The following is a 22,224-nucleotide window of genomic DNA, read 5'->3' on the forward strand; positions in this document are numbered from 1 at the left end:
TGCCGGCTTTCCCGGCGATTGATGAGAAAGGACGCCATCATGGCGAAGCTCAGCACCGACGAGCTGCTCGACGCTTTCAAGGAGATGACCCTCCTGGAGCTCAGCGAGTTCGTGAAGCAGTTCGAAGAGACCTTCGATGTCACCGCGGCCGCTCCGGTGGCCGTCGCGGCCGTGGCCGGCGGCGGTGCCGGTGGCGGCGAGGCCGCTGTCGAGGAGAAGGACGAGTTCGACGTCATCCTCGAGTCGGCCGGCGACAAGAAGATCCAGGTCATCAAGGAGGTGCGCACCCTCACGAGCCTGGGCCTGAAGGAGGCCAAGGACCTCGTCGACGGCGCGCCCAAGCCGCTGCTGGAGAAGGTCAACAAGGAGACCGCCGACAAGGCCAAGGAGGCCCTCGAGGGCGCCGGCGCCACGGTGACCGTCAAGTAGTTCTCGCTTCACCGCCTAGGGGCGGTCCGCTACGGCGGGCCGCCCCTGCGTCGTTGCGTGGGCACTTCCCCTGGCCGGCTGGCAGTGGCCGTGCCGGCTGCAGGAGGGAACCGTCCGATCGGGAACACCGGCCGGGGACGGTCAGGACGACAGCTCAGGCGGTTAGGCCCAGCAGGGTGCGGAGCGGTTCGGCCCAGCGCACCTCGCCGACGATCTCGCCACCGCCGGTGACGGCGGGCGCGGCATGCCGATCGACCACAGGGTTCGAGAACCCCCACGAAGCCAGCACCGCCGCCAGCAGCGGAGGCAGGGCGCGGGCGGCGCCGTCGTCCACCTTCGCGGCGAAGGCGCGGCCATCGGGCAGCGCGGCCGCCCAGACACCCTCGGCGCCGTCCTTGGCGATGAGCCCGCCGCAGGCGTCCATCAGCTCGGAGACAGCACGTCCGGTGCCGCCCAGCAGCTGCGGGTGAGCCCGCATCGCCGCGGCGACATCGCCCTCGGGGGTGCCCTCCGCGGCGACGGCGAGCCGGGCGAAACCCCGGGCGAGTGCGGTGAGGCTGACGGCGTGGGCCGGCGCGCCGCAGCCGTCGGTGCTGGTGACGCCGATCGGTTCGCCGCACTGCCTCTCGATCTCGACGACGATGGCCCGCTGCAGCGGGTGCGTCCGCTCGAGATAGGTCGCGACGTCCCAGCCTGCCGTCACGCAGGTCGCCGTCATCGCGGCATGTTTGCCGGAGCAGTTGTGGCAGAGCGGGGTCGCGACGCCGCCGCCGGCGACATAGTCGACGAGTGCCGGCTCGGCTGGCAGTGCCGCCGGGCAGCCCAGGGCATCAACCGTCAGGCCTGCCGCCGCCAGCGTCCGCGTCGCGCCGTCTCGGTGGAGCTGCTCACCGTTGTGACTTGCCGCCGCCAGGGCCAGCGCCTCCGTGGTGCCGGACCATCCCGCCCGCACCAGGGCGGTCGCCTGCAGGGGTTTCAGCGACGACCGGGCGTAGGTCGGACCCGTGACGTCGCCGGCGGTGACGGCGACCTCGCCGGTGGCGTCGAGCAACACCAGCCTGCCGTGGTGCAGCGACTCGACGATCCCGCCGCGGGTGACCTCGAGCAGGACGGGCGAGGCGGCCACCTGGTCGCCCCTCACCCGCGACGCAGCCGGTCCAGCTCGGCGGCCTCCAGCTCGCCGCCGGCGACCGCTGCCTCGTAGCTCGCCCGCACGGCGTCGGAGGTGGCGGCGTAGCGGGTCGTTAGCCGCTCGATGCGCGGCGGCTGCAGGTGCTGCAGCAGGGTGGTGAGCTGCGGCCAGAGGCCGTGCGCCGGGGCGGCGGCGAGGATCTCGTCCAGTTGCTGGTCCGACAGCATGCTGCCGATGAGGTCGAGCCGGGACAGGTCGTCCATGACGAAGGCGATGCGCAGCAGCTGCTCGCCGTCGTACTCGGCGATGCTGGTGCGCAGTGCCTCCTCGCTGATGTGCGAGACGAAGCCACCGATCACCACCCACTCGCCACGCCGGGCGAGCTCCGCACCCACCATCGCCACCTTGGCCGGTGGGATCGCGGCCACGACCTCCGGGGCGCGACCGGCGTCCATCGCGGCGGAGACGTCGGCGAGGTACCTCTCCGACACCTTGCCGACCAGCTCGGCCGCCTTGGACGGCTCGAGCAGCTCGGCGGTCCGCGCCGCCAGCAGCGGGGGCAGGACGGCCTCGGTGAGCTTGGCCGCCACCGAGACCGGCACCGTCTTCGACAGGTTGGCCACCCGCGCGAAGAGGTGCTTGTCGGCCTTGAAGAGCGCGTCGGCGGTCTGGTGACGCAGCGTGCGCAGGTCGTTGGTCGGCACGGTGTCGAGGAACGCCAGCCGCGCCGGGTCGACGTCCAGAGTCTTGGCCAGCTTCAAGATCTCAGCGTCGCTCATCGATTCTCACCCCTGTTCGCTCGGCTAGCGTCGCTCATCCCAACAACACCTTCTTCACGATCTTGCGGACCGGGAACGGCACGTGCTTCAGCGTCGCGGTGAAGGACTCCTCCAGGCTCGCGGCCTGGTGCGCGCGGGCGCCGGCGACGAGGTCGGCGAGGCTCTCGCGGTCAGCAGCCGGCAGGGCCAGGACGCCGGGCGGCGGCGTGGCGCCGAGCAGCTCGGTCAGGCGGGCGTCGGGATCGGGCACGGTTCCCCCGAGAGTGGGCCGCCCCGTGACGGAAGCGGCGGACGGGCACAGGACAGAGATCGAACTGCAGCTGCCGACACCGGCAGGCCGCACCAGAGCGTAAACCGGCGGTCCGACCTGGCCTACCGCCGTCGGCTTCCAGCCCACGCCCGGGTTCGTCACAGCCGGCACGAGGGTGCCGCACGGCGTCCCATCCGCCGCTCGCGGCCGGCCGGTAACGGTTGTGCACCACGAGGACGAAGGGACCGCGCAGACCGGCCGAAGGTGTGCGAGTGTGGTCTCCGACTCACCGTTACCAATCGGTAGACGACTCGTTACATTGATAGCTCCGGTCACTGTGTGCTGCGCGTCACCGGGGCGCGGTTCTGTCGAAGGGGGCCTTGCGTGGGTGTCGAGGTGGCTGTAAACGACCTGACGAAGTCGTTCGGGCGTCAGCGCATCTGGGGCGACGTCACGTTGACCCTTCCTCCCGGTGAGGTCTCGGCCCTGCTGGGGCCGTCCGGTACCGGCAAGTCGGTGTTCCTGAAGTCGTTGATCGGGCTGCTGAAGCCGGACAAGGGCTCGATCGTCATCCGGGACGTCGACATCGCCCGCTGCTCGGAGGGCAAGCTCTACGAGACCCGGAAGCTCTTCGGTGTCCTCTTCCAGGACGGCGCCCTCTTCGGCTCGATGACGCTCTTCGACAACGTGGCGTTCCCGCTGCGGGAGCACACCCGCAAGGGTGAGCGCGAGATCAAGGACATCGTCCTCGAGAAGATGGACATGGTCGGCCTGGCCGGCGCCGAGGGCAAGCTGCCGGGCGAGATCTCCGGCGGTATGCGCAAGCGCGCCGGGCTGGCCCGCGCCCTGGTGCTGAACCCCGAGATCATCCTGGTCGACGAGCCGGACTCCGGCCTGGACCCGGTCCGCACCACCTACATCAGCCAGCTCTTCCTCGACATCAACGCCGCGACCGACGCGACGTTCCTCATCGTCACGCACAACATCAACATGGCGCGGACGGTCCCGGACAACCTGGGCATGCTCTTCCGTCGCGAGCTGGTGATGTTCGGCCCGCGCGAGGTGCTGCTCACCAGCGAGGAGCCGGTCATCAAGCAGTTCCTCAACGGCAACATGAACGGCCCCATCGGCATGTCCGAGGAGAAGGACGCCGCCCAGGTCGCCGCCGAGCAGGCCGCCTTCGCCGCCGGTCACCGCGACGGTGGCGAGGAGGTCGAGGGTGTCCCGCCGCAGATGGAGTGCTCGCCGGGAGTTCCCGAGCGTCGTGCCGTCCAGCGGCGGCGGCAGCGGGTGCTCGACATGATGCACACGCTCCCGGAGGCGGCGCAGGAGGCGATCAAGCGCCTCATGGCCGAGGAGGACGCGCACAAGCGCAAGCTGGCCAACGCCACCTCAGGCATGGGCAACGACGTCAGCAACGGCGCGGGCCACGGCGCGGGCGAGCGTCCGCAGCCCAGCCCCTCCGGGCGAGGCTAGGCCACAGCTCTATGCCCTCGCTCTCTCCCATCGGCGGTGTGCGGCAGGCGGGAAGCCTCTTCGCGCTCTTCCTGGACTCCTTCCGGATGACCTTCAAGCGCCCTTTCCAGGTGCGCGAGTTCATCCAGCAGGCGTGGTTCGTCGCCGGCGTCACCATCCTGCCGACGATCCTGGTGACCATCCCCTTCGGTGCCGTCATCGCGCTGCAGCTGGGCACCCTGGCGCGGCAGATCGGCGCACAGTCGTTCACCGGCTCGGCCAGCGTGCTCGCCATCATCCGCGAGGCCAGCCCGATCGTGGTGGCGCTGCTCATCTCCGGTGCCGGTGGCTCTGCCATCTGCGCCGACCTCGGCAGTCGCAAGATCCGCGACGAGATCGACGCCATGGAGGTGCTGGGCATCTCGCCGATCCAGCGGCTCGTCGTGCCGCGGGTGTTGGCCTGCATGCTCATCGCCACCGCCCTGAACGGCCTGGTCTCGGTCGTCGGTGTCATGGGCGGCTACTTCTTCAACGTGGTGCTGCAGGGCGGCACGCCCGGCGCCTACCTGGCCAGCTTCTCGGCCTTGGCGCAGCTCCCCGACCTCTACGTCGGTGGCATCAAGGCGTTGATCTTCGGCCTGCTCGCCGGCGTCACCGCCTGCTACAAGGGGCTGAACGCCGGTGGCGGTCCGAAAGGCGTCGGCGATGCGGTCAACCAGTCCGTGATCATCACGTTCATGCTGCTCTTCGCCGTCAACTTCGTGATCACGGCCGTGTACTTCCAGGTCGTCCCGGCGAAGGGCACGTAAGTGGCCGCGACTGTCGAATTCACGCTCTGCTGCGCGTCGCCCGGAGGCACGACCTGATGGCCACGGACATCATCGCCTCGGCACGCAAGGTGGTCACCAAACCCCTCGACGTGCTCGACAACATGGGCGAGCAGCTCTCCTTCTACGGCCGGTCGCTGGCGTGGACGCCGCGCACGATCCGCCGGTACAAGAAGGAGACGATGCGGCTGCTCTCCGAGGTCGTCTTCGGCAGCGGTTCGCTGGCCATCATCGGCGGCACAGTCGGCGTCATCGCCTTCCTCACCTTCTTCACCGGCACCGAGGTGGGGCTGCAGGGTTACGCCGCACTCGACCAGCTCGGTGTCGCCTCGTACTCCGGCTTCATCACCGCGTTCTTCAACACCCGCGAGATCGCTCCGTTGCAGTCCGGCATCGCGCTCTCGGCCACGGTCGGCTGCGGCTTCACGGCGCAGTTGGGCGCCATGCGGATCAGCGAGGAGATCGACGCCCTCGAGGTGATGGCGGTGCCGAGCCTGCCGTTCCTCGTGACGACCCGGATCATCGCCGGCTTCATCGCCGTCATCCCGCTCTACATCATCGGGCTGCTGTCGTCCTACCTGGCGTCCTACGTCATCGTCGTCTACTACTACGGCGACTCGGCTGGCACGTACTCGCACTACTTCCATCTCTTCCTGCCACCGGTGGACGTGATCTGGTCCTTCTTCAAGGTCCTCGTCTTCGCCGTGATCATCATCCTGACGCACTGCTACTACGGCTACACGGCCTCCGGCGGTCCCGCCGGCGTGGGCGTGGCCGTGGGTCGTGCCGTCCGGTTCGCCATCATCGCCGTGATCGTCGTCGACTTCTTCCTGTCGTTCGCGATCTGGGGCTCCACCACCAACGTCCGGATTGCTGGCTGACATGCCCAAGGAATCGGTCGCCGCCGTCACCAAGCGCCGCCTGCTGGGCGTGCTCTTCCTCGTCATCGCCGTGGGGCTGGTCGGGCTCTCCATCGCGATCTACGCCAAGGTCTTCACCAAGACCACGGACGTCACGCTCGAGCTCAGCCAGGCCGGCAACCAGCTGCTCGACGACTCGGACGTCAAGATCCGGGGCCTGATCGTCGGCTCGGTCAAGGACATCAGCGTCAAGGGCGACCAGGCCCGGGTGACGCTCGCCCTCGAGCCGGACAAGGCGAAGCTGATCCCGCGGAACGTCTCGGCGCAGATCCTGCCCAAGACGCTCTTCGGTGAGCAGTACGTCTCGCTGATCCTGCCCAGCCGCAGCGAGGGCACCATCCAGGCCGGCGACGTCATCCCGCAGGACCGGTCGAAGGGCGCCCTGGAGGCTCAGACCGTCTTCAACAACCTGCTGCCGGTGCTCACTGCCGTGCAGCCGGCGGAGCTCAACGCGACGCTGACCGCGATCGCCACGGCTCTGGCCAACCGGGGCGAGAAGCTGGGCGAGACCCTGGTCAACGCCAACCGGTACCTGACCGCGATCAACCCCTACACCCAGTCGATCGTCTCGGATCTGGAGAAGCTCGGCCGGGTCGCGCTCGAGTACGACAACGTGGCGCCGGATCTGTTCGACTCGCTCACCAACCTGCAGACCACGGTCCGGACGGTCGTCCAGAAGCGGCAGCAGATCGACGAGCTCTTCACCACCGGGGCCGACACCGCCGTCACCGTCCGCGGCTTCCTCGCCCAGAATCGGGAGCGCCTGATCGCCACGGTCGGTCAGACGGCCAAGATCTATCCGGTACTGGCGGAGTACTCGCCGGAGTTCCCCTGCCTGTTCCAGGGCGTCTCGGATCTGAACGACGGTCTCACCAAGGCCATCTACGACAACTCGATCCACCTCAGCACCACGCTGGACACCACCAACCAGGGCAAGTACGTGCCGGGCAACCAGCCCCGACTCGTGACCGGCTACGGCCCGAACTGCTTCGGCCTGCCGGACAACCCCACGCCGACGATCACCGACGCCAACGGCAACAAGCTCTTCCAGATCCCGGACAAGTACAAGTGCCTCAACGACGGCGCCGCCCTCACCGACGATCCCTGTGGACGGCGTCCCAACGCGGCCGCGATGCGCTCGCTCAACTCGTCGGCCGAGAACGCGCTGGTCAACACCCTCATCGCCGGTGAGATGCACACGTCGGCGGCCAAGGTGCCGGCGGCGGCCACGATCCTCGCCGCGCCCCTGCTCCGAGGCAATCAGGTGGTGGTCAAGTGACCCGCTTCGTCCCGCAGCTGATCAAGCTCACCATCTTCCTGGTCGTCACCTCGGCCATCACCTACGTCCTCGGCGCGACGATCTCCAACCAGTCCTACGGCGACGTCAGCACCTTCAAGGCGCAGTTCTCCGACGTCACCGGCCTCAACGAGGGCGACGACGTCCGGATCGCCGGCGTGCGGGTGGGGACGGTCGACAGCATCCAGCTGGCCAAGCGCGACAACGGTCGCAGCACCAGCATCGCGATCGTCACCTTCACCGTGCAGAAGTCGCGACCGCTGCCGAAGTCCGTCACCGCGACGCTGCGCTACCGCAACCTCGTCGGGCAGCGCTACATCGACGTCGAGCGCGGGGCGAGCAGCAGCACCAGCATGATGAAGAGCGGCGACACCATCCCGCTTTCGCAGACCCGGCCGGCCGTCGATCTCACCGTGCTCTTCCAGGGCTTCCAGCCGCTCACCGAGGGGCTGGACGCGAGCACGCTGAACCAGCTCTCGCTGGAGATCATCAAGACGCTGCAGGGTGAGGCGGGCAGCCTGGAGACCCTGCTGGCGAACCTGGCGGATCTCACCAACACCCTCGCCGACAAGGACCAGGTGATCGGCAGCGTCGTCGACAACCTGTCGTCGGTGCTGGACGCCGTCGGCCAGCGCGACCAGCAATTGAGCCAGCTCATCATCCAGCTGAAGAACTTCGTCTCGGGCCTGGCGCAGGACCGCAGCACGATCGGCAACGCCATCGACGGCATCAACAACCTCGCCACCTCCACGGCGGGACTGCTGACCCGTGTCCGCGCGCCGCTGCGCAGCGACGTGGTCCAGCTCAATGCCGTCGTCGCCAACCTCAACAAGAACAGCGACTCCACCCAGTTCGTGCTGCGGCAGATCCCGCCGACGGTGGCAGGCCTGATCCGCACCGCCTCCTACGGCTCGTGGTTCAACTTCTACCTCTGCCAGCTGCAGGGTGAGATCCAGATCCCCGGACTGACCAAACCCATTCCGATCCCCACCCTGAAGACCGACACCGCGAACAGGTGCGGCTGATGAGCGAGCGGAACCAGAACGTGACCGACCAGGGCCACTCCGACGACGGCGTGAACAGCACCCCGGTGCAGACTCGCCGGGCACCACGCATCGGCAAATCGTTCTCGTCGCGCAACCCCACCCCGATCGGCGCGATCGGTCTTGTCTTCATCCTCGTGCTGCTCTTCGCGGCCTTCAACGCCAGCTCGCTGCCCCTCATCGGCGGCGGGACGACCTACACCGCGCAGTTCAAGGAGTCGGCCAACCTCAAGGCCGACGACGACGTGCGGATCGCCGGCGTCCGGGTGGGCCAGGTCGACGACGTCACGGTCCACAACAGCACGGTGACGGTGAAGTTCACGGTCAAGGACGGCTTCGTCGGCGACCGCAGCACCATCGACATCAAGCTGCGCACCCTGCTCGGTGCCAAGTACCTCTCGATCGACTCCATCGGAACCCGGCCGCAGGACTCGGGCAAGATCATCACCACCGACCGCACCACGTCGCCCTTCGACGTCTACCCGGCCTTCACCAAGCTCACCGACACCATCGACGAGATCGACACCGGCCAGCTGCAGAAGGCCCTCGGCGTGCTCGCCGACGACTTCCGCAACACCCCGGACTCGGTGGCACCGGTGGTGCGGGGCCTGTCGCGGCTGTCGCTCACGATCTCCTCGCGCGACCAGGCGCTGCGTACCCTGCTGGCCCGGGCCAACCAGGTGACCGGTGTCCTCGCCTCCCGCGACTCGGACCTGCAGCGCATCCTCAGTGACGGCAGCCTGCTGCTGCAGGAGCTCAACGCCCGCCGGGACGCCATCCGCTCGCTCTTCGTCAACACCCAGCTGCTGTCGGTCCAGCTGCGCGGTCTGGTGGCCGACAACGAGAAGACGCTGGGCCCGCTGCTGAACAACCTCAACGAGCTGCTCGCGCTGCTCCGTCGCAACGAGGACAGCCTGGACCGTGGCCTGGCACTGCTCGGCCCGTTCTACCGCGTCTTCAACAATGTCATCGGCAACGGGCGCTGGTTCGACAACTACATCCAGAACTTCAACGCCTCGACCGTGGCAGGCATCCTCGGCAACCTTCTCAAGAAGGGGGGCACCTGATGGCCGGCAAGCTCGGGAAGAACCTCGCCCGGATCGTCACCCTCGTCGTGGTCGTGGCCATCGTCGCGACCGGGGCGTACTTCATCCTCAGCGGCTCGGACGAGAAGAAGGTGACCGCCCGCTTCACGGCGGCCGTCGGCATCTACAACGGCACCCCGGTGCGCCAGCTCGGCGTCAACGTCGGCAAGGTCACCAGCGTCTCGCCCAAGGGCGGCTACGTCGAGGTCGAGATGACCTATGACAGCCAGTACACGCTGCCGAGCAACGCCACCGCCGTCGAGGTCGCGAACTCGCTGGTCAGCGACCGCTACATCCAGCTCAGCGCCTACAGCGGCTCCGGCCCCAAGCTCGCCGACAACGCCACCATCCCGATGGATCGGACCGCGGCGCCGGCCGAGCTCGACGACATCTACAAGGCGCTCAATAAGATCTCGGTCGCGCTCGGGCCGAGCGGCGCCAACAGCAACGGGGCACTCAGCGATCTCATCCGGGTCGGCGCGGCCAACCTGAAGGGCAACGGTGCCGCCCTCGGGCAGAGCATCCAGAACCTGTCCCGTGCCGCGACGACGCTCTCCGACGGTCGCAAGGACCTCTTCGGGACCGTCACCAACCTGCGCAAGTTCACCGGTGCGCTGAAGCAGAGCGACACCCAGGTGCGCCGCTTCAACACGCTGCTGGCCAGCGTGGCCGGGGACCTCGCCTCCGAGCGCGGCGACCTCGGTGCGGCGTTGAAGCAGCTGGGCCTGGCGCTCAACGAGGTGAACACCTTCGTCACGGCGAACGCGAGCAAGTTCAAGACCAGCGTCACCGGGCTGCGCCGCGTCACCGACGTCCTCGTCCGGCAGAAGGCCTCGCTGGAGGAGACGCTGGCGATCGCGCCGGTCGCGCTCGCCAACATCGTCCACGCCTACCAGCCGAACCTCGGCGTCATCGCGACGCGGTCGAATCTGGGCTCGCTCACCGATCCCGGTCAGCTCTGTGTGGTGATCGACGTCTTGGCCAACAAGGTCGTCGGCGGCCTGCTCGGCTCGGGCCTGCTCGGCGGCCTCACCGACACGATCGTGAACACCTGCCAGAGCCTGGTGAAGCGAAGTCCCGACCTGCTCAAGCTGCTGGACGACTCCGGAGTGCTGAAGATCGTGAACGGCATCATCAACGGCCTGGGCGCGCTCAGCGGCAACCCCTTCGTGGGCGGGTGATCGAGATGCGACTGTCCCGGATTAAGGTCGTGGCTGCGCTGACGGCCGCCGCCGTCACGCTCTCCGGCTGTGGCTTCACCGGTCTCTACGGTGCTCCGCTGCCCGGCGGCGCCGATCTCGGCGACCACCCCTTCGAGGTGACCGCCTACTTCGACGACGCGCTCGACCTCGTGCCCCAGTCGGCGGTCAAGGTCAACGACGTGGCGGTCGGCAAGGTCACCAAGATCAGTCTGGACGGCTGGTCGGCCAAGGTGCAGATGGAGGTCAACGGCGAGGTCAAGCTCCCGTCGAACGCGACGGCCGAGATCGCCCAGACCTCGCTGCTCGGCGAGAAGTACGTCTCGCTGGATCCACCCACCGTCGCGCCTGCCTCGACGGCGCTGCGTAACGGCTCACAGATCAGACTCGACCACACCCGGTCGGCGGCCGAGGTCGAGCAGGTGCTCGGCGCGCTCTCGCTGCTGCTCAACGAGGGTGGACTGCGGCAGATCCGGACCATCGGCGAGGAGCTCGTCACCGCGCTCAAGGGTCGCGAGCCGCAGGTCAAGAGCCTGCTGGGTCAGCTCAACACCTTCGTCGGCACGCTCGACGACCAGAAGGACAAGATCACCACCGCGCTCGACCGCATCAACAAGCTGGCCATCACCCTGAACCGCCAGAAGTCGGTGCTCACCGAGACGCTCGACACCTTTCCCGCGGCACTGCGGGTGCTGGCGCAGGAGCGGACGAAGTTCACCCGGCTGCTCACCAGCCTGGACCGCCTCGGCAGCGTCGCCACCAACGTCATTAACAACACGCAGGACAACCTGGTGAGCTCGCTGAAATCACTGGAGCCCACCCTGGTGCAGCTGAAGAACAGCGGCGACTTCTTCCCCAAGTCGCTCAAGATCCTCGGCACCTTCCCGTTCCCGCTCGGCGCGACCCGGCAGCTGGTGAAGGGCGACTACGCCAACCTGACGGCGTACCTCAACCTGGACCTCTCCGACACGCTCTGCGGCCTGTCCAAGGCGCTCTGCCCGACGAAGAAGACCGGCGCCACGAACTCGGCCACCGCCACGGGCCGCAAGTCGCCGGACTCCGCCGATCCCGGCGTCCTCGTGCAGTCGGGGCGGTGAGGTAGCCATGTTGCGACGTTCCACCAAGATCCAGCTGATCCTCTTCGTCATCCTGACGCTGGTCGGCGTCTCCTACGTGTCGGCCGAGTACGTCGGGCTCACGAAGGGGCTCTTCAACAACGAGTGCACCATCTCGGCCGACTTCGCCGACTCCGGCGGGATCTTCACCAACGCCGAGGTGACCTACCGCGGCGTGACCGTGGGCAAGGTCGGCGAGATCCACCTGCGCCGGGACGGCATCCGGGTCGACCTCGATCTGGACAACTGCGACGAGAACCGCATCCCGCAGAGCGCCGACGCGCGCGTCACCAACCGCTCGGTGGTCGGCGAGCAGTACGTCGACCTGGTGCCGCCGAACGGCAACGGTCCGTTCGTCAGCTCCGGCTTCGTGATCCCACAGCGCCGCACGTCGATCCCGACCGCGACGAACGTGCTGCTGAACAACCTCAACAAGCTGCTCACCTCGCTGCCGCTGAGCGATCTGCGCACCACCGTGACCGAGCTCGGCAAGGCCTTCGACGGCCGCGGCAACGATCTCGGCCGGCTCATCGACTCCTCCAGCAGCCTGCTCCAGGCCGCCCAGAAGAACCTGCCCGACACCATCGCCCTCATCCAGAACTCCGGCACGGTGCTGCAGACGCAGCTGGACGTGGAGCCGTCGCTGCGAAGCTGGACCCGCAGCCTGAACCTGCTCAGCCAGCAGCTCAAGACCAGCGACCCCGACATCCGCAGGCTGCTGGACACCGGCCCGGACGCGTTGAACACGGTGCAGAAGCTCGTCAACGACAACAAGACCGACCTCGGTCTGGTGCTGGCCAACCTGGTCACGGTGGGCGACATCATCGTCCGGCGCCTCGACGGCGTCGAGCAGGTCTTCGAGCTGTACCCCGCGCTGGCCGCCGGCGGCAAGAGCGTGGTGCGCCCCAACCCGTTCGACCCCGGCCACAACTTCGGCGCGCTGGGTCTGGTCCTGAACAACCTCAACGACCCGTCGGACTGCGGTGGGACCAAGGGTGGCCAGCAGGGTTACAACCGGACCAAGCTCCGCGACCCCGCCGAGCTCGGCCCGATCGCGCCGAACGTGGCGGCGAGGTGCACGGCGCCGGCGAGCAGCGGCATCAACGTCCGCGGTTCGCAGAACATCGCGGGCGCTCCGGCGCCGGCCACCGGCGCCGGCGGCACCGTCTACCCGCGGGTCATCACCAAGGACATGGTCCAGATCGACACGTCGCTCAAGCACGTCAACCTCGGTGACGCCGGCTGGTTGGCCGTGCTCACAGCTTCGCTCCGTTGACTCATACCGCCGCGCCGTAGAGTTCCGGCCAGCGTCGTGCCGCGACGCGGGCCGCATCCACCAGACGAGCAGGGAGACTGCCGCAGCATGCCCGACGCCACGAGACGACACGCGCTGATCTTCACGGCGGTGACCGCAGTCGCGATGGTCGCCGCGATCTGTGTCTACGTCTTCGTGGGCGACGGCTCGGCCAGCGCGGACGGCGGCAACAGCACCTTCACCGCCCAGGAGCAGGCGGCGATCTCGGCGGCCCAGACCGAGGTGGCCAACCTCGCCAGCTTCCGCCGGGCGAAGTTCAACGCAGACTTCCAGCGCGCCCTGAACGGGGTCACCGGCTCGCTCGTCGACGACATCAAGGCCAAGCGGGCCACGACCCTCAAGGCGCTGACCGACGGCAAGTTCGACCTCTCCGCCGAGGTCACGCACACCGCGCTCATCGGCCCGGTCGACGACGACAAGGTCACCGGCTACGACGTGCTGGTCAGCTTCAACGGTTTCCGGTCGACACAGCAGAACCAGCCGACGCAGCAGAATCTGACCGTCACCGTCGTCCGCAAGAACGGCAAGTGGCTGATCAGCCAGCTGACCTCGATCGGGGTTTCGTGATGACCGGGCGTCCCGACCAGACCAGCCCCGAGGCGAACAACGAGGCGAACGACGACGTCAGCGAGCAGTCGTCGCCGCCCTCGTCACCTGCCACGGGTGACGAGTCCGGACCCAAGCCGGCCCCGCGACCCCGCTCGGCCGCATCCCGCGCCCGCCGGATCGGCGGGGCCGCTGCCGCTCGGCCCGGCACGGAGGCCGGCACGGCGGCGACCTCGGGGTCGGCGCTGGCGGGGTCGGCGAGCACGACAGCAGCCACGGTCGGTCTGACCAAGGCAGGCAGCACGCCGGCCACCGCATCAGACACCAAGACGGGGGCGAAGGGCGACGCAGACGCCACGGACGGCGACGCCGGAAAGGCGCGGACCGTCACGGTCTCGCTCCCCGGCTGGCTGCGCTGGGTGCCGGGCTTCGCCTTCGCCGCGGTGGCCGTCGTCTTCCTGACCCTCTTCATCGTGGCGCGGCTGGGTAACGACGCGGCCGCGACGACCTCCTCCGAGCAGCGGCAGAAGGTGCTGGCGGCGGCCAAGACCTGCCTGGCGACGCTGAACACCTACAGCTACGCCAAGCTCGACGAGGCCGAAGCCGCGGGCGTGAAGTGCACCACCGGCAAGCTCACCAGCGATTACCGCAGCACGGTCACCAACGTCATCAAGAAGAACGCGCCCCGCCTCAAGGCGGTGCAGCTGGCCAAGATCACCACCGCTGGCATCGAGTCGGTGACCAAGAACGGCAAGCAGTGGACCGTCCTCGCCTACGGCCAGCTCAACATCACCACCGTCAACAACAAGCAGGGCCGCATCGACCCCTTCGCGGTCATCGCGCGACTGCAGCAGGCGGACGGCAAGTGGGTGCTGTCGAAGGTCGACACGGTCTCGTCCGCCTGAGCTCCGGCCAGGGTGGGTCGCCGCGCAACACGCGAAACCAGCGGCGATGCTTGACGCCGCCGCATCCGCGGGGCACAGTTTTCCCAGCAAGTACGCCGAGAAAGGCCGCTCCACCGCGGGTACCCCGGTACCACGAGGCAGCGAAGCAGCCGATCGAGGGCACGCGAGCATAGGGCGTGCTTGCTTGTCGCGCAATCGCGCGTTACTCTTCTTGTTTGCGCTGCCCTTTTTCCGCTTGAGGCCCGTCGAGGGTCTGTTTCCACGCGTCTCGGGGCAGGGCGAAGGCCATTTGAACCTGGTTCGAGTCCTTGGAAGGACGCATCTTGGCAGTCTCGCGCTCCGGTAGTAAGTCCCGCTCCGCCCTCCGGTCCGGTATCCCCGGCGCTCCGCCCCGGACCTCATTCGCAAAGATCCGCGAGCCGCTGGAGGTCCCGAACCTCCTCGCGTTGCAGACCGAGTCGTTCGACTGGCTGGTCGGCAACGACCTGTGGCGGGCCCGGGTCGGCGACAACCCCAACGCCCAGTCCGGTCTGGAGGAGATCCTCACCGAGCTCTCCCCGATCGAGGACTTCTCGGGCTCGATGAGCCTCTCCTTCTCCAACCCGCGCTTCGAGGACGTCAAGGCGTCCATCGAGGAGTGCAAGGACAAGGACATGGTCTACTCGGCGCCGCTCTTCGTGACGGCCGAGTTCACCAACAACACCACCGGCGAGATCAAGTCGCAGACGGTGTTCATGGGTGACTTCCCGATCATGACCCGCAAGGGCACCTTCATCATCAACGGCACCGAGCGTGTCGTGGTGTCGCAGCTGGTCCGCTCGCCGGGCGTCTACTTCGACCGCTCGCTGGACAAGACCTCCGACGTCGACGTCTACGGCGTCAAGGTCATCCCCAGCCGCGGCGCATGGCTCGAGTTCGACATCGACAAGCGCTCGACCGTCGGTGTCCGCATCGACCGCAAGCGCCGCCAGCCCGTCACCGTGCTGCTCAAGGCGCTGGGCTGGACCGAGGACCGCATCCGCGAGCACTTCTCGTGGTCCGAGACGCTGCTGGCCACCCTGGAGAAGGACCACATCGCCTCGCCCGACGAGGCGCTGCTGGACATCTACCGCAAGCTGCGGCCGGGCGAGCCGCCGACGCGCGAGTCGGCGCAGGCGCTGCTGGAGAACCTCTTCTTCAACAACAAGCGCTACGACCTGGCCAAGGTCGGCCGTTACAAGCTGAACAAGAAGCTCGGGATCGACGCCTCCGAGGTCGCGATCGAGACCGGCACGCTGACCGAGGACGACATCGTCAAGACGATTGAGTACCTGATCCGCCTGCACGCGGGCGACGAGGGCTACGAGACCGACGACATCGACCACTTCGGCAACCGTCGCCTGCGCACCGTCGGCGAGCTGATCCAGAACCAGATCCGGGTCGGCATGTCGCGCATGGAGCGCGTCGTCCGGGAGCGCATGACGACCCAGGACGTCGAGGCCATCACGCCGCAGACCCTGATCAACATCCGCCCGGTCGTCGCCTCGATCCGTGAGTTCTTCGGCACCTCGCAGCTGTCGCAGTTCATGGACCAGACCAACCCGCTCGCGGGCCTGACCCACAAGCGCCGGCTCTCGGCGCTGGGTCCGGGCGGTCTGTCCCGTGACCGTGCCGGCATGGAGGTCCGCGACGTCCACCCGAGCCACTACGGCCGCATGTGCCCCATCGAGACCCCGGAAGGCCCGAACATCGGCCTGATCGGCTCGCTGGCGTCCTACGGTCGGGTCAACGCGTTCGGCTTCATCGAGACGCCGTACCGCCGGGTCGACAAGGGCCGCGTCACCGACGAGATCGCCTACCTCTCCGCCGACGAGGAGGACCGCTACGTCATCGCGCAGGCCAACGCCGTCATCGACGCGCAGGGCAACTTCGCCGACGCCAAGGTCCTGGTCCGCCGTAAGGGCGGCGAGGTCGAGCTGATCGACGCCGACGAGATCGAGTACATGGACGTCTCGCCGCGCCAGATGGTGTCGGTCGCCTCCGCGATGATCCCGTTCCTCGAGCACGACGACGCCAACCGCGCGCTCATGGGCGCCAACATGCAGCGGCAGGCGGTGCCGCTGCTGCGCAGCGAGGCCCCGCTGGTCGGCACCGGCATGGAGCTCCGCGCCGCGGTCGACGCCTCTGACGTCGTGACAGCCGACAAGGCCGGCGTGGTCACCGAGCTCTCGGCCGACTACATCACGATCATGGCCGACGACGGCACCCACCAGACGTACCGGCTGGCGAAGTTCGCGCGCTCCAACCAGGGCACGAGCTACAACCAGAAGCCGATCGTGGACGAGGGCGACCGCGTTGAGGTCGGCGAGGTCATCGCCGACGGTCCCTCCACCGACGACGGCGAGATGGCGCTGGGCAAGAACCTGCTCGTCGCCTTCATGCCGTGGGAGGGTCACAACTACGAGGACGCCATCATCCTCAACCAGCGCATCGTGCAGGACGACGTCCTCACCTCGATCCACATCGAGGAGAAGGAGGTCGACGCCCGCGACACGAAGCTCGGTGCCGAGGAGATCACCCGCGACATCCCCAACGTCTCCGAGGAGGTCCTCGCCGACCTCGACGAGCGCGGCATCGTGCGCATCGGTGCCGACGTCGTCCCCGGTGACGTCCTGGTCGGCAAGGTCACGCCCAAGGGCGAGACCGAGCTGACCCCCGAGGAGCGGCTGCTCCGCGCCATCTTCGGTGAGAAGGCCCGCGAGGTGCGCGACACCTCGCTGAAGGTGTCGCACGGTGAGGGCGGCAAGGTCATCGGCGTCCGCGTCTTCTCGCGCGAGGACGGCGACGAGCTGCCGCCGGGTGTCAACGAGCTCGTCCGCGTCTACATCGCGCAGAAGCGCAAGATCCAGGACGGTGACAAGCTCGCCGGCCGTCACGGCAACAAGGGCGTCATCGCCAAGATCCTGCCGCCGGAGGACATGCCCTTCCTGCAGGACGGCACCCCGGTCGACATCGTGCTCAACCCGCTCGGCGTGCCGAGCCGGATGAACGTCGGCCAGGTCCTCGAGACGCACCTGGGCTGGGTCGCCAAGACCGGCTGGGACATCGAGGGTGACCCGGAGTGGGCCAAGCGCCTCGGCGACCACGCCCGTAAGGGCGAGCCGAACACCAATGTCGCGACGCCGGTCTTCGACGGTGCCCGCGAGGGTGAGATCACCGGTCTGCTCGACTCCACGCTGAAGACGCGTGACGGTCAGCAGCTGATCGGCTCCAGCGGCAAGGCGAACCTGCTCGACGGTCGTTCCGGCGAGCCGTTCCCCGAGCCGATCTCGGTGGGCTACGTCTACATCCTCAAGCTGCTGCACCTCGTCGACGACAAGATCCACGCTCGCTCGACCGGCCCGTACTCGATGATCACGCAGCAGCCGCTGGGTGGTAAGGCGCAGTTCGGTGGCCAGCGCTTCGGTGAGATGGAGTGCTGGGCGATGCAGGCCTACGGCGCCGCCTACGCGCTGCAGGAGCTGCTGACGATCAAGTCCGACGACATCCTCGGCCGCGTGAAGGTGTACGAGGCGATCGTCAAGGGCGAGAACATCCCCGAGCCCGGCATTCCCGAGTCGTTCAAGGTGCTGCTCAAGGAGCTGCAGTCGCTCTGCCTGAACGTCGAGGTGCTCAGCTCGGACGGCTCGACCGTCGAGATGCGCGACAGCGACGACGACGTGTACCGCGCCGCCGAGGAGCTCGGCATCGACCTGTCGCGCCGCTTCGAGCCCAGCTCGGTCGAAGAGGTCTGATACGCACCCGAGCCGCGTCGGCCGCCAGCCGGCCGACGCGGCCCGTGCGCCCCGCTTGAATCGCAAGACCCATAGGGAAGAAGGAAAACCTTGCTCGACGTCAACGTGTTCGACGAGCTGCGTATCGGCCTGGCCACCGCCGACGACATCCGGCAGTGGAGCCACGGCGAGGTCAAGAAGCCCGAGACCATCAACTACCGGACGCTCAAGCCGGAGAAGGACGGTCTCTTCTGCGAGAAGATCTTCGGTCCCACCCGGGACTGGGAGTGCTACTGCGGCAAGTACAAGCGCGTGCGCTTCAAGGGCATCATCTGCGAGCGCTGTGGCGTCGAGGTCACCCGCGCCAAGGTGCGCCGTGAGCGCATGGGCCACATCGAGCTCGCCGCCCCGGTCACCCACATCTGGTACTTCAAGGGTGTGCCGTCGCGGCTGGGCTACCTGCTCGACCTCGCGCCCAAGGATCTCGAGAAGATCATCTACTTCGCGGCGTACCTGATCACCTCGGTCAACGACGAGGACCGCCACCGGGACCTGCCGACCATCGAGGCCGAGATGAGCGCCGAGAAGGGCGTTCTGGAGAAGAACCGCGACGCGGCCATCGACGCCCGTGCCAAGAAGCTCGAGACCGACCTGGCCGAGCTCGAGGCCGAGGGCGCCAAGAGCGACGTCCGCCGCAAGGTGCGTGAGGGCGGCGAGCGGGAGATGCGCCAGATCCGCGACCGCGCGCAGCGCGAGATCGACCGGCTCGACGAGGTCATCGACACCTTCCGCAAGCTGGAGGTCAAGCAGCTCATCGGTGACGAGCTGCTCTACCGCGAGCTGCGCGACCGCTTCGGCGACTACTTCGAAGGCGGCATGGGTGCCGAGTCGCTGCAGACCCTGCTGAAGAACTTCGACCTCGACGCCGAGGCCGAGAGCCTGCGCGAGACCATCCGCTCGGGCAAGGGTCAGAAGAAGATCCGCGCCCTCAAGCGGCTCAAGGTCGTGGCCTCCTTCCTCGCCACCACCAACAGCCCGCAGGGCATGGTGCTCGATTGCGTCCCGGTCATCCCGCCGGACCTGCGCCCGATGGTGCAGCTCGACGGTGGCCGCTTCGCCACCAGCGACCTCAACGACCTGTACCGCCGGGTCATCAACCGCAACAACCGCCTCAAGCGACTGATCGACCTCGGCGCGCCCGAGATCATCGTCAACAACGAGAAGCGGATGCTGCAGGAGTCCGTCGACGCCCTCTTCGACAACGGCCGCCGCGGCCGCCCGGTCACCGGGCCGGGCAACCGTCCGCTGAAGTCGCTCTCGGATCTGCTCAAGGGCAAGCAGGGCCGGTTCCGCCAGAACCTGCTCGGCAAGCGCGTCGACTACTCCGGCCGTTCGGTGATCATCGTCGGCCCGAAGCTCAAGCTGCACCAGTGCGGCCTGCCCAAGGGCATGGCGCTGGAGCTCTTCAAGCCGTTCGTGATGAAGCGCCTGGTGGACCTGAGCCACGCGCAGAACATCAAGTCGGCCAAGCGCATGGTCGAGCGTGCCCGTCCCGTGGTGTGGGACGTCCTGGAAGAGGTCATCCGCGAGCACCCGGTGCTGCTGAACCGTGCGCCGACGCTGCACCGCCTGGGCATCCAGGCCTTCGAGCCGCAGCTGGTCGAGGGCAAGGCCATCCAGATCCACCCGCTCGTCTGCACCGCCTTCAACGCGGACTTCGACGGTGACCAGATGGCGGTCCACCTGCCGCTGTCGGCCGAGGCGCAGGCCGAGGCGCGGATCCTGATGCTGTCGACGAACAACATCCTCAAGCCCGCCGATGGTCGTCCGGTGACCATGCCGACGCAGGACATGATCCTGGGTCTGTACCACCTGACCGCCGTGAAGCCGGAGGCCGACGGCGCGGGTCGCGTCTTCGGCTCGCCGGCCGAGGCGATCATGGCTCGCGACACCGGCACGCTGCACCTGCAGGCTCCGGTGAAGATCCGGCTGCCGCACGTCACGACGGTGGACAACGGCCAGGGTCAGCCGAAGTGGGAGTCCCCGGAGGAGTGGGAGGCCGGCTCTCCGGCGCTGGTGGAGACCACGCTGGGTCGCTGCCTGTTCAACGACGCCCTCCCGGCCGACTACCGGTTCGTCAACTACCCGGTCGTCAAGAAGGAGCTCGGCCAGATCGTCAACGACCTGGCGGAGCGCTACCCCAAGGTCGTCGTGGCCAACACCCTCGACGCCCTCAAGGCGGCAGGCTTCCACTGGGCGACTCGTTCGGGCATCACCATCGCCATCGACGACGTCGTGACGCCGCCGCGCAAGGCCGAGATCCTCGAGCGGTACGAGTCCGACGCCGAGAAGATCGAGAAGCAGTACCTGCGCGGTGTCATCACCGCCGACGAGCGCCGGCAGGAGCTCGTCGAGGTCTGGACCAAGGCGACCAGCGAGGTCGCCAAGGAGATGGAAGGCAACTTCCCGAAGACCAACCCGGTGTACATCATGGTGAACTCCGGTGCGCGCGGAAACATGATGCAGATGCGGCAGATCGCCGGTATGCGCGGTCTGGTGGCCAACCCCAAGGGCGAGATCATCCCGCGTCCGATCAAGGCCAACTTCCGTGAGGGCCTGTCGGTGCTGGAGTACTTCATCGCCACCCACGGTGCCCGCAAGGGTCTGGCCGACACCGCGCTGCGGACCGCCGACTCGGGTTACCTGACCCGTCGTCTGGTCGACGTCTCGCAGGACGTGATCATCCGCGAGGAGGACTGCGGCACCGACCGCGGCCTCAAGCTGACGATCGCCGAGGACGTCAACGGCACCCTGGTCAAGGACCCGCACGTGGAGACTTCGGTCTACGCCCGCGTGCTGGCCGAGGACATCACCAACGGCAAGACAACCGTCGCGACGGCCGGCACCGACCTCGGTGACGTCCTGATCGACGAGCTCGTCGAGGCGGGCGTGAGCGAGGTCCGGGTCCGCTCGGTCCTCACCTGCGAGTCCTCGCTGGGCACCTGCGCGACCTGCTACGGCCGCTCGCTGGCCACCGGCAAGCTCGTGGACGTCGGCGAGGCGGTCGGCATCATCGCCGCCCAGTCGATCGGTGAGCCGGGCACCCAGCTGACCATGCGTACCTTCCACACCGGCGGCATCGCCGGTGACGACATCACGCACGGTCTGCCGCGTGTCGGCGAGCTCTTCGAGGCCCGCGTCCCGAAGGGCATGTCGCCCATCGCCGAGACCTCTGGTCGGGTCCGCTTCGAGGAGTCCGACGGCTCCAAGGGCTCCAGCCGGCGGATCATCATCACGCCCGACGACAGCGACGAGGAGAAGGAGTACCCGATCACCCGGCGTGCTCGTCCCCTCGTCAACGACGGCGACCACGTCGAGGCGGGCACCCAGCTCATCTCGGGTGCGGTCAACCCGCACGACGTGCTGCGCATCATGGGCCCGCGCGAGGTGCAGCTGCACCTGGTGCGCGAGGTCCAGGAGGTCTACCGCAGCCAGGGTGTGGCGATCCACGACAAGCACATCGAGGTGATCATCCGGCAGATGCTCAAGCGCATCACGGTGATCGAGTCGGGTGCCACCGAGTTCCTGCCGGGCTCGCTGGTCGAGCGGACGCTCTTCGAGTCCGAGAACCGGCGCGTGGTGGCCGAGGGCAACGAGCCGGCTTCGGGCCGCCCGGTGCTCATGGGCATCACGAAGGCCTCGCTGGCGACCGAGTCGTGGCTGTCGGCGGCCTCCTTCCAGGAGACCACCCGCGTGCTCACCGACGCCGCCATCTCCGCCAAGTCCGACTCGCTGGTCGGCCTGAAGGAGAACGTGATCATCGGCAAGCTGATCCCGGCCGGTACCGGCATCTCGAAGTACCGCAACGTCGACGTCAACCCGACCGAAGAGGCCCGCGCCGCGGCGTTCTCGATGTCCGGGTACGACGAGAACGACTACTACGGTTTCGGCAACAACGCGCTCGGCCCGGCCGTCCCGCTCGACGAGTTCGGGTACGACGACTACCGCTGAGCCGATCGAAGCATGTTGAGGCGGGTAGCGCCGATCATCGCTGAGCAGTGACCAACGAAGGGCCGACCCCCGTCAGGGGGCCGGCCCTTCGTCGTCTGCCCCGTCCGTCCCGCCCCGACCGACCCGCCCGACCCGCCCGGTCCAGCCCCCCGACTGATGAGTGG

At 67.9% G+C, this 22,224-nt stretch carries 17 protein-coding genes; 14 read left to right on the forward strand and 3 right to left on the reverse strand.

The genetic code is table 11. The features are described 5' to 3' along the window. Nucleotides 1–39 precede the first annotated feature (39 nt). Nucleotides 40–429: a 50S ribosomal protein L7/L12 gene (gene rplL / locus AC0NZQ_RS04935; RefSeq protein WP_474528528.1), complete on the forward strand. Its 390-nt coding sequence runs from the start codon at nt 40–42 to the stop codon at nt 427–429. Between the two features lie 154 nt (nt 430–583). Here the strand turns inward: rplL and AC0NZQ_RS04940 are convergent, their stop codons facing one another. The 3 genes from AC0NZQ_RS04940 to AC0NZQ_RS04950 are packed head-to-tail and all read right to left on the reverse strand — an operon-like array spanning nt 584 to nt 2,590. Then, nucleotides 584–1,555, reverse strand: a complete 972-nt coding sequence (locus AC0NZQ_RS04940) for an asparaginase (protein ID WP_474528529.1) — start codon at nt 1,553–1,555, stop codon at nt 584–586. Between the two features lie 11 nt (nt 1,556–1,566). After that, nucleotides 1,567–2,340: a hypothetical protein gene (locus AC0NZQ_RS04945; protein ID WP_474528530.1), complete on the reverse strand. Its 774-nt coding sequence runs from the start codon at nt 2,338–2,340 to the stop codon at nt 1,567–1,569. A 34-nt stretch (nt 2,341–2,374) separates the two neighbouring features. Next, nucleotides 2,375–2,590, reverse strand: coding sequence for a hypothetical protein (locus AC0NZQ_RS04950; RefSeq protein ID WP_474528531.1), 216 nt, complete (start codon nt 2,588–2,590; stop codon nt 2,375–2,377). A gap of 384 nt (nt 2,591–2,974) precedes the next feature. On the opposite strand from AC0NZQ_RS04950, the gene AC0NZQ_RS04955 reads away from it, so the two are divergent. From AC0NZQ_RS04955 to AC0NZQ_RS05015, 13 genes are all read left to right on the forward strand, one after another. After that, on the forward strand, nt 2,975–4,066 hold the full coding sequence (locus tag AC0NZQ_RS04955; RefSeq protein ID WP_474528532.1) for an ABC transporter ATP-binding protein: 1,092 nt from the start codon (nt 2,975–2,977) through the stop codon (nt 4,064–4,066). Between the two features lie 11 nt (nt 4,067–4,077). Further along, complete coding sequence (locus AC0NZQ_RS04960) at nt 4,078–4,854, forward strand: MlaE family ABC transporter permease (RefSeq protein WP_474528533.1); 777 nt, start codon at nt 4,078–4,080, stop codon at nt 4,852–4,854. Nucleotides 4,855–4,910: 56 nt separating this feature from the next. Then, complete coding sequence (locus tag AC0NZQ_RS04965) at nt 4,911–5,753, forward strand: MlaE family ABC transporter permease (protein WP_474528535.1); 843 nt, start codon at nt 4,911–4,913, stop codon at nt 5,751–5,753. A 1-nt stretch (nt 5,754) separates the two neighbouring features. After that, nucleotides 5,755–7,071 (forward strand): MCE family protein, encoded by a 1,317-nt coding sequence (locus tag AC0NZQ_RS04970; RefSeq protein WP_474528536.1) that lies wholly within the window; start codon nt 5,755–5,757, stop codon nt 7,069–7,071. Continuing rightward, nucleotides 7,068–8,114 (forward strand): MCE family protein, encoded by a 1,047-nt coding sequence (locus tag AC0NZQ_RS04975; protein WP_474528537.1) that lies wholly within the window; start codon nt 7,068–7,070, stop codon nt 8,112–8,114. The genes AC0NZQ_RS04970 and AC0NZQ_RS04975 overlap by 4 nt, the downstream gene beginning before the upstream one ends. Further along, complete coding sequence (locus AC0NZQ_RS04980; protein ID WP_474528538.1) at nt 8,114–9,199, forward strand: MCE family protein; 1,086 nt, start codon at nt 8,114–8,116, stop codon at nt 9,197–9,199. The genes AC0NZQ_RS04975 and AC0NZQ_RS04980 overlap by 1 nt, the downstream gene beginning before the upstream one ends. Next, entirely contained in the window at nt 9,199–10,398 is a 1,200-nt protein-coding gene (locus AC0NZQ_RS04985) for an MCE family protein (RefSeq protein ID WP_474528539.1), read from the forward strand. The genes AC0NZQ_RS04980 and AC0NZQ_RS04985 overlap by 1 nt, the downstream gene beginning before the upstream one ends. A gap of 29 nt (nt 10,399–10,427) precedes the next feature. Continuing rightward, nucleotides 10,428–11,513 carry an MCE family protein gene (locus tag AC0NZQ_RS04990; RefSeq protein WP_474528540.1) on the forward strand — a complete coding sequence of 362 codons (1,086 nt, stop codon included), beginning with the start codon at nt 10,428–10,430 and terminating at the stop codon, nt 11,511–11,513. 7 nt (nt 11,514–11,520) lie between these two features. Further along, nucleotides 11,521–12,807, forward strand: a complete 1,287-nt coding sequence (locus tag AC0NZQ_RS04995) for an MCE family protein (RefSeq protein ID WP_474528541.1) — start codon at nt 11,521–11,523, stop codon at nt 12,805–12,807. Nucleotides 12,808–12,894: 87 nt separating this feature from the next. Next, entirely contained in the window at nt 12,895–13,413 is a 519-nt protein-coding gene (locus AC0NZQ_RS05000; protein WP_474528542.1) for a hypothetical protein, read from the forward strand. Next, a complete protein-coding gene (locus AC0NZQ_RS05005; RefSeq protein WP_474528543.1) occupies nt 13,413–14,297 on the forward strand; it encodes a hypothetical protein in 885 nt (294 codons plus the stop codon). The genes AC0NZQ_RS05000 and AC0NZQ_RS05005 overlap by 1 nt, the downstream gene beginning before the upstream one ends. Nucleotides 14,298–14,620: 323 nt before the next feature. After that, entirely contained in the window at nt 14,621–18,070 is a 3,450-nt protein-coding gene (rpoB, locus tag AC0NZQ_RS05010) for a DNA-directed RNA polymerase subunit beta (protein WP_474528544.1), read from the forward strand. Between the two features lie 90 nt (nt 18,071–18,160). Then, complete coding sequence (locus AC0NZQ_RS05015) at nt 18,161–22,060, forward strand: DNA-directed RNA polymerase subunit beta' (RefSeq protein ID WP_474528545.1); 3,900 nt, start codon at nt 18,161–18,163, stop codon at nt 22,058–22,060. Nucleotides 22,061–22,224 lie beyond the last annotated feature (164 nt).

This window comes from Jatrophihabitans sp. sgz311053 (assembly GCF_056135305.1).

Bases quoted from the DNA above. Each gene is read 5' to 3' on its own strand.
- rplL (WP_474528528.1), top strand. From the start codon at position 40: ATGGCGAAGCTCAGCACCGACGAGCTGCTCGACGCTTTCAAGGAGATG.
- AC0NZQ_RS04945 (WP_474528530.1), bottom strand. From the start codon at position 2,340: ATGAGCGACGCTGAGATCTTGAAGCTGGCCAAGACTCTGGACGTCGAC.
- AC0NZQ_RS04960 (WP_474528533.1), top strand. From the start codon at position 4,078: ATGCCCTCGCTCTCTCCCATCGGCGGTGTGCGGCAGGCGGGAAGCCTC.
- AC0NZQ_RS04965 (WP_474528535.1), top strand. From the start codon at position 4,911: ATGGCCACGGACATCATCGCCTCGGCACGCAAGGTGGTCACCAAACCC.
- AC0NZQ_RS04970 (WP_474528536.1), top strand. From the start codon at position 5,755: ATGCCCAAGGAATCGGTCGCCGCCGTCACCAAGCGCCGCCTGCTGGGC.
- AC0NZQ_RS04980 (WP_474528538.1), top strand. From the start codon at position 8,114: ATGAGCGAGCGGAACCAGAACGTGACCGACCAGGGCCACTCCGACGAC.
- AC0NZQ_RS04985 (WP_474528539.1), top strand. From the start codon at position 9,199: ATGGCCGGCAAGCTCGGGAAGAACCTCGCCCGGATCGTCACCCTCGTC.
- AC0NZQ_RS04995 (WP_474528541.1), top strand. From the start codon at position 11,521: ATGTTGCGACGTTCCACCAAGATCCAGCTGATCCTCTTCGTCATCCTG.
- AC0NZQ_RS05000 (WP_474528542.1), top strand. From the start codon at position 12,895: ATGCCCGACGCCACGAGACGACACGCGCTGATCTTCACGGCGGTGACC.
- AC0NZQ_RS05005 (WP_474528543.1), top strand. From the start codon at position 13,413: ATGACCGGGCGTCCCGACCAGACCAGCCCCGAGGCGAACAACGAGGCG.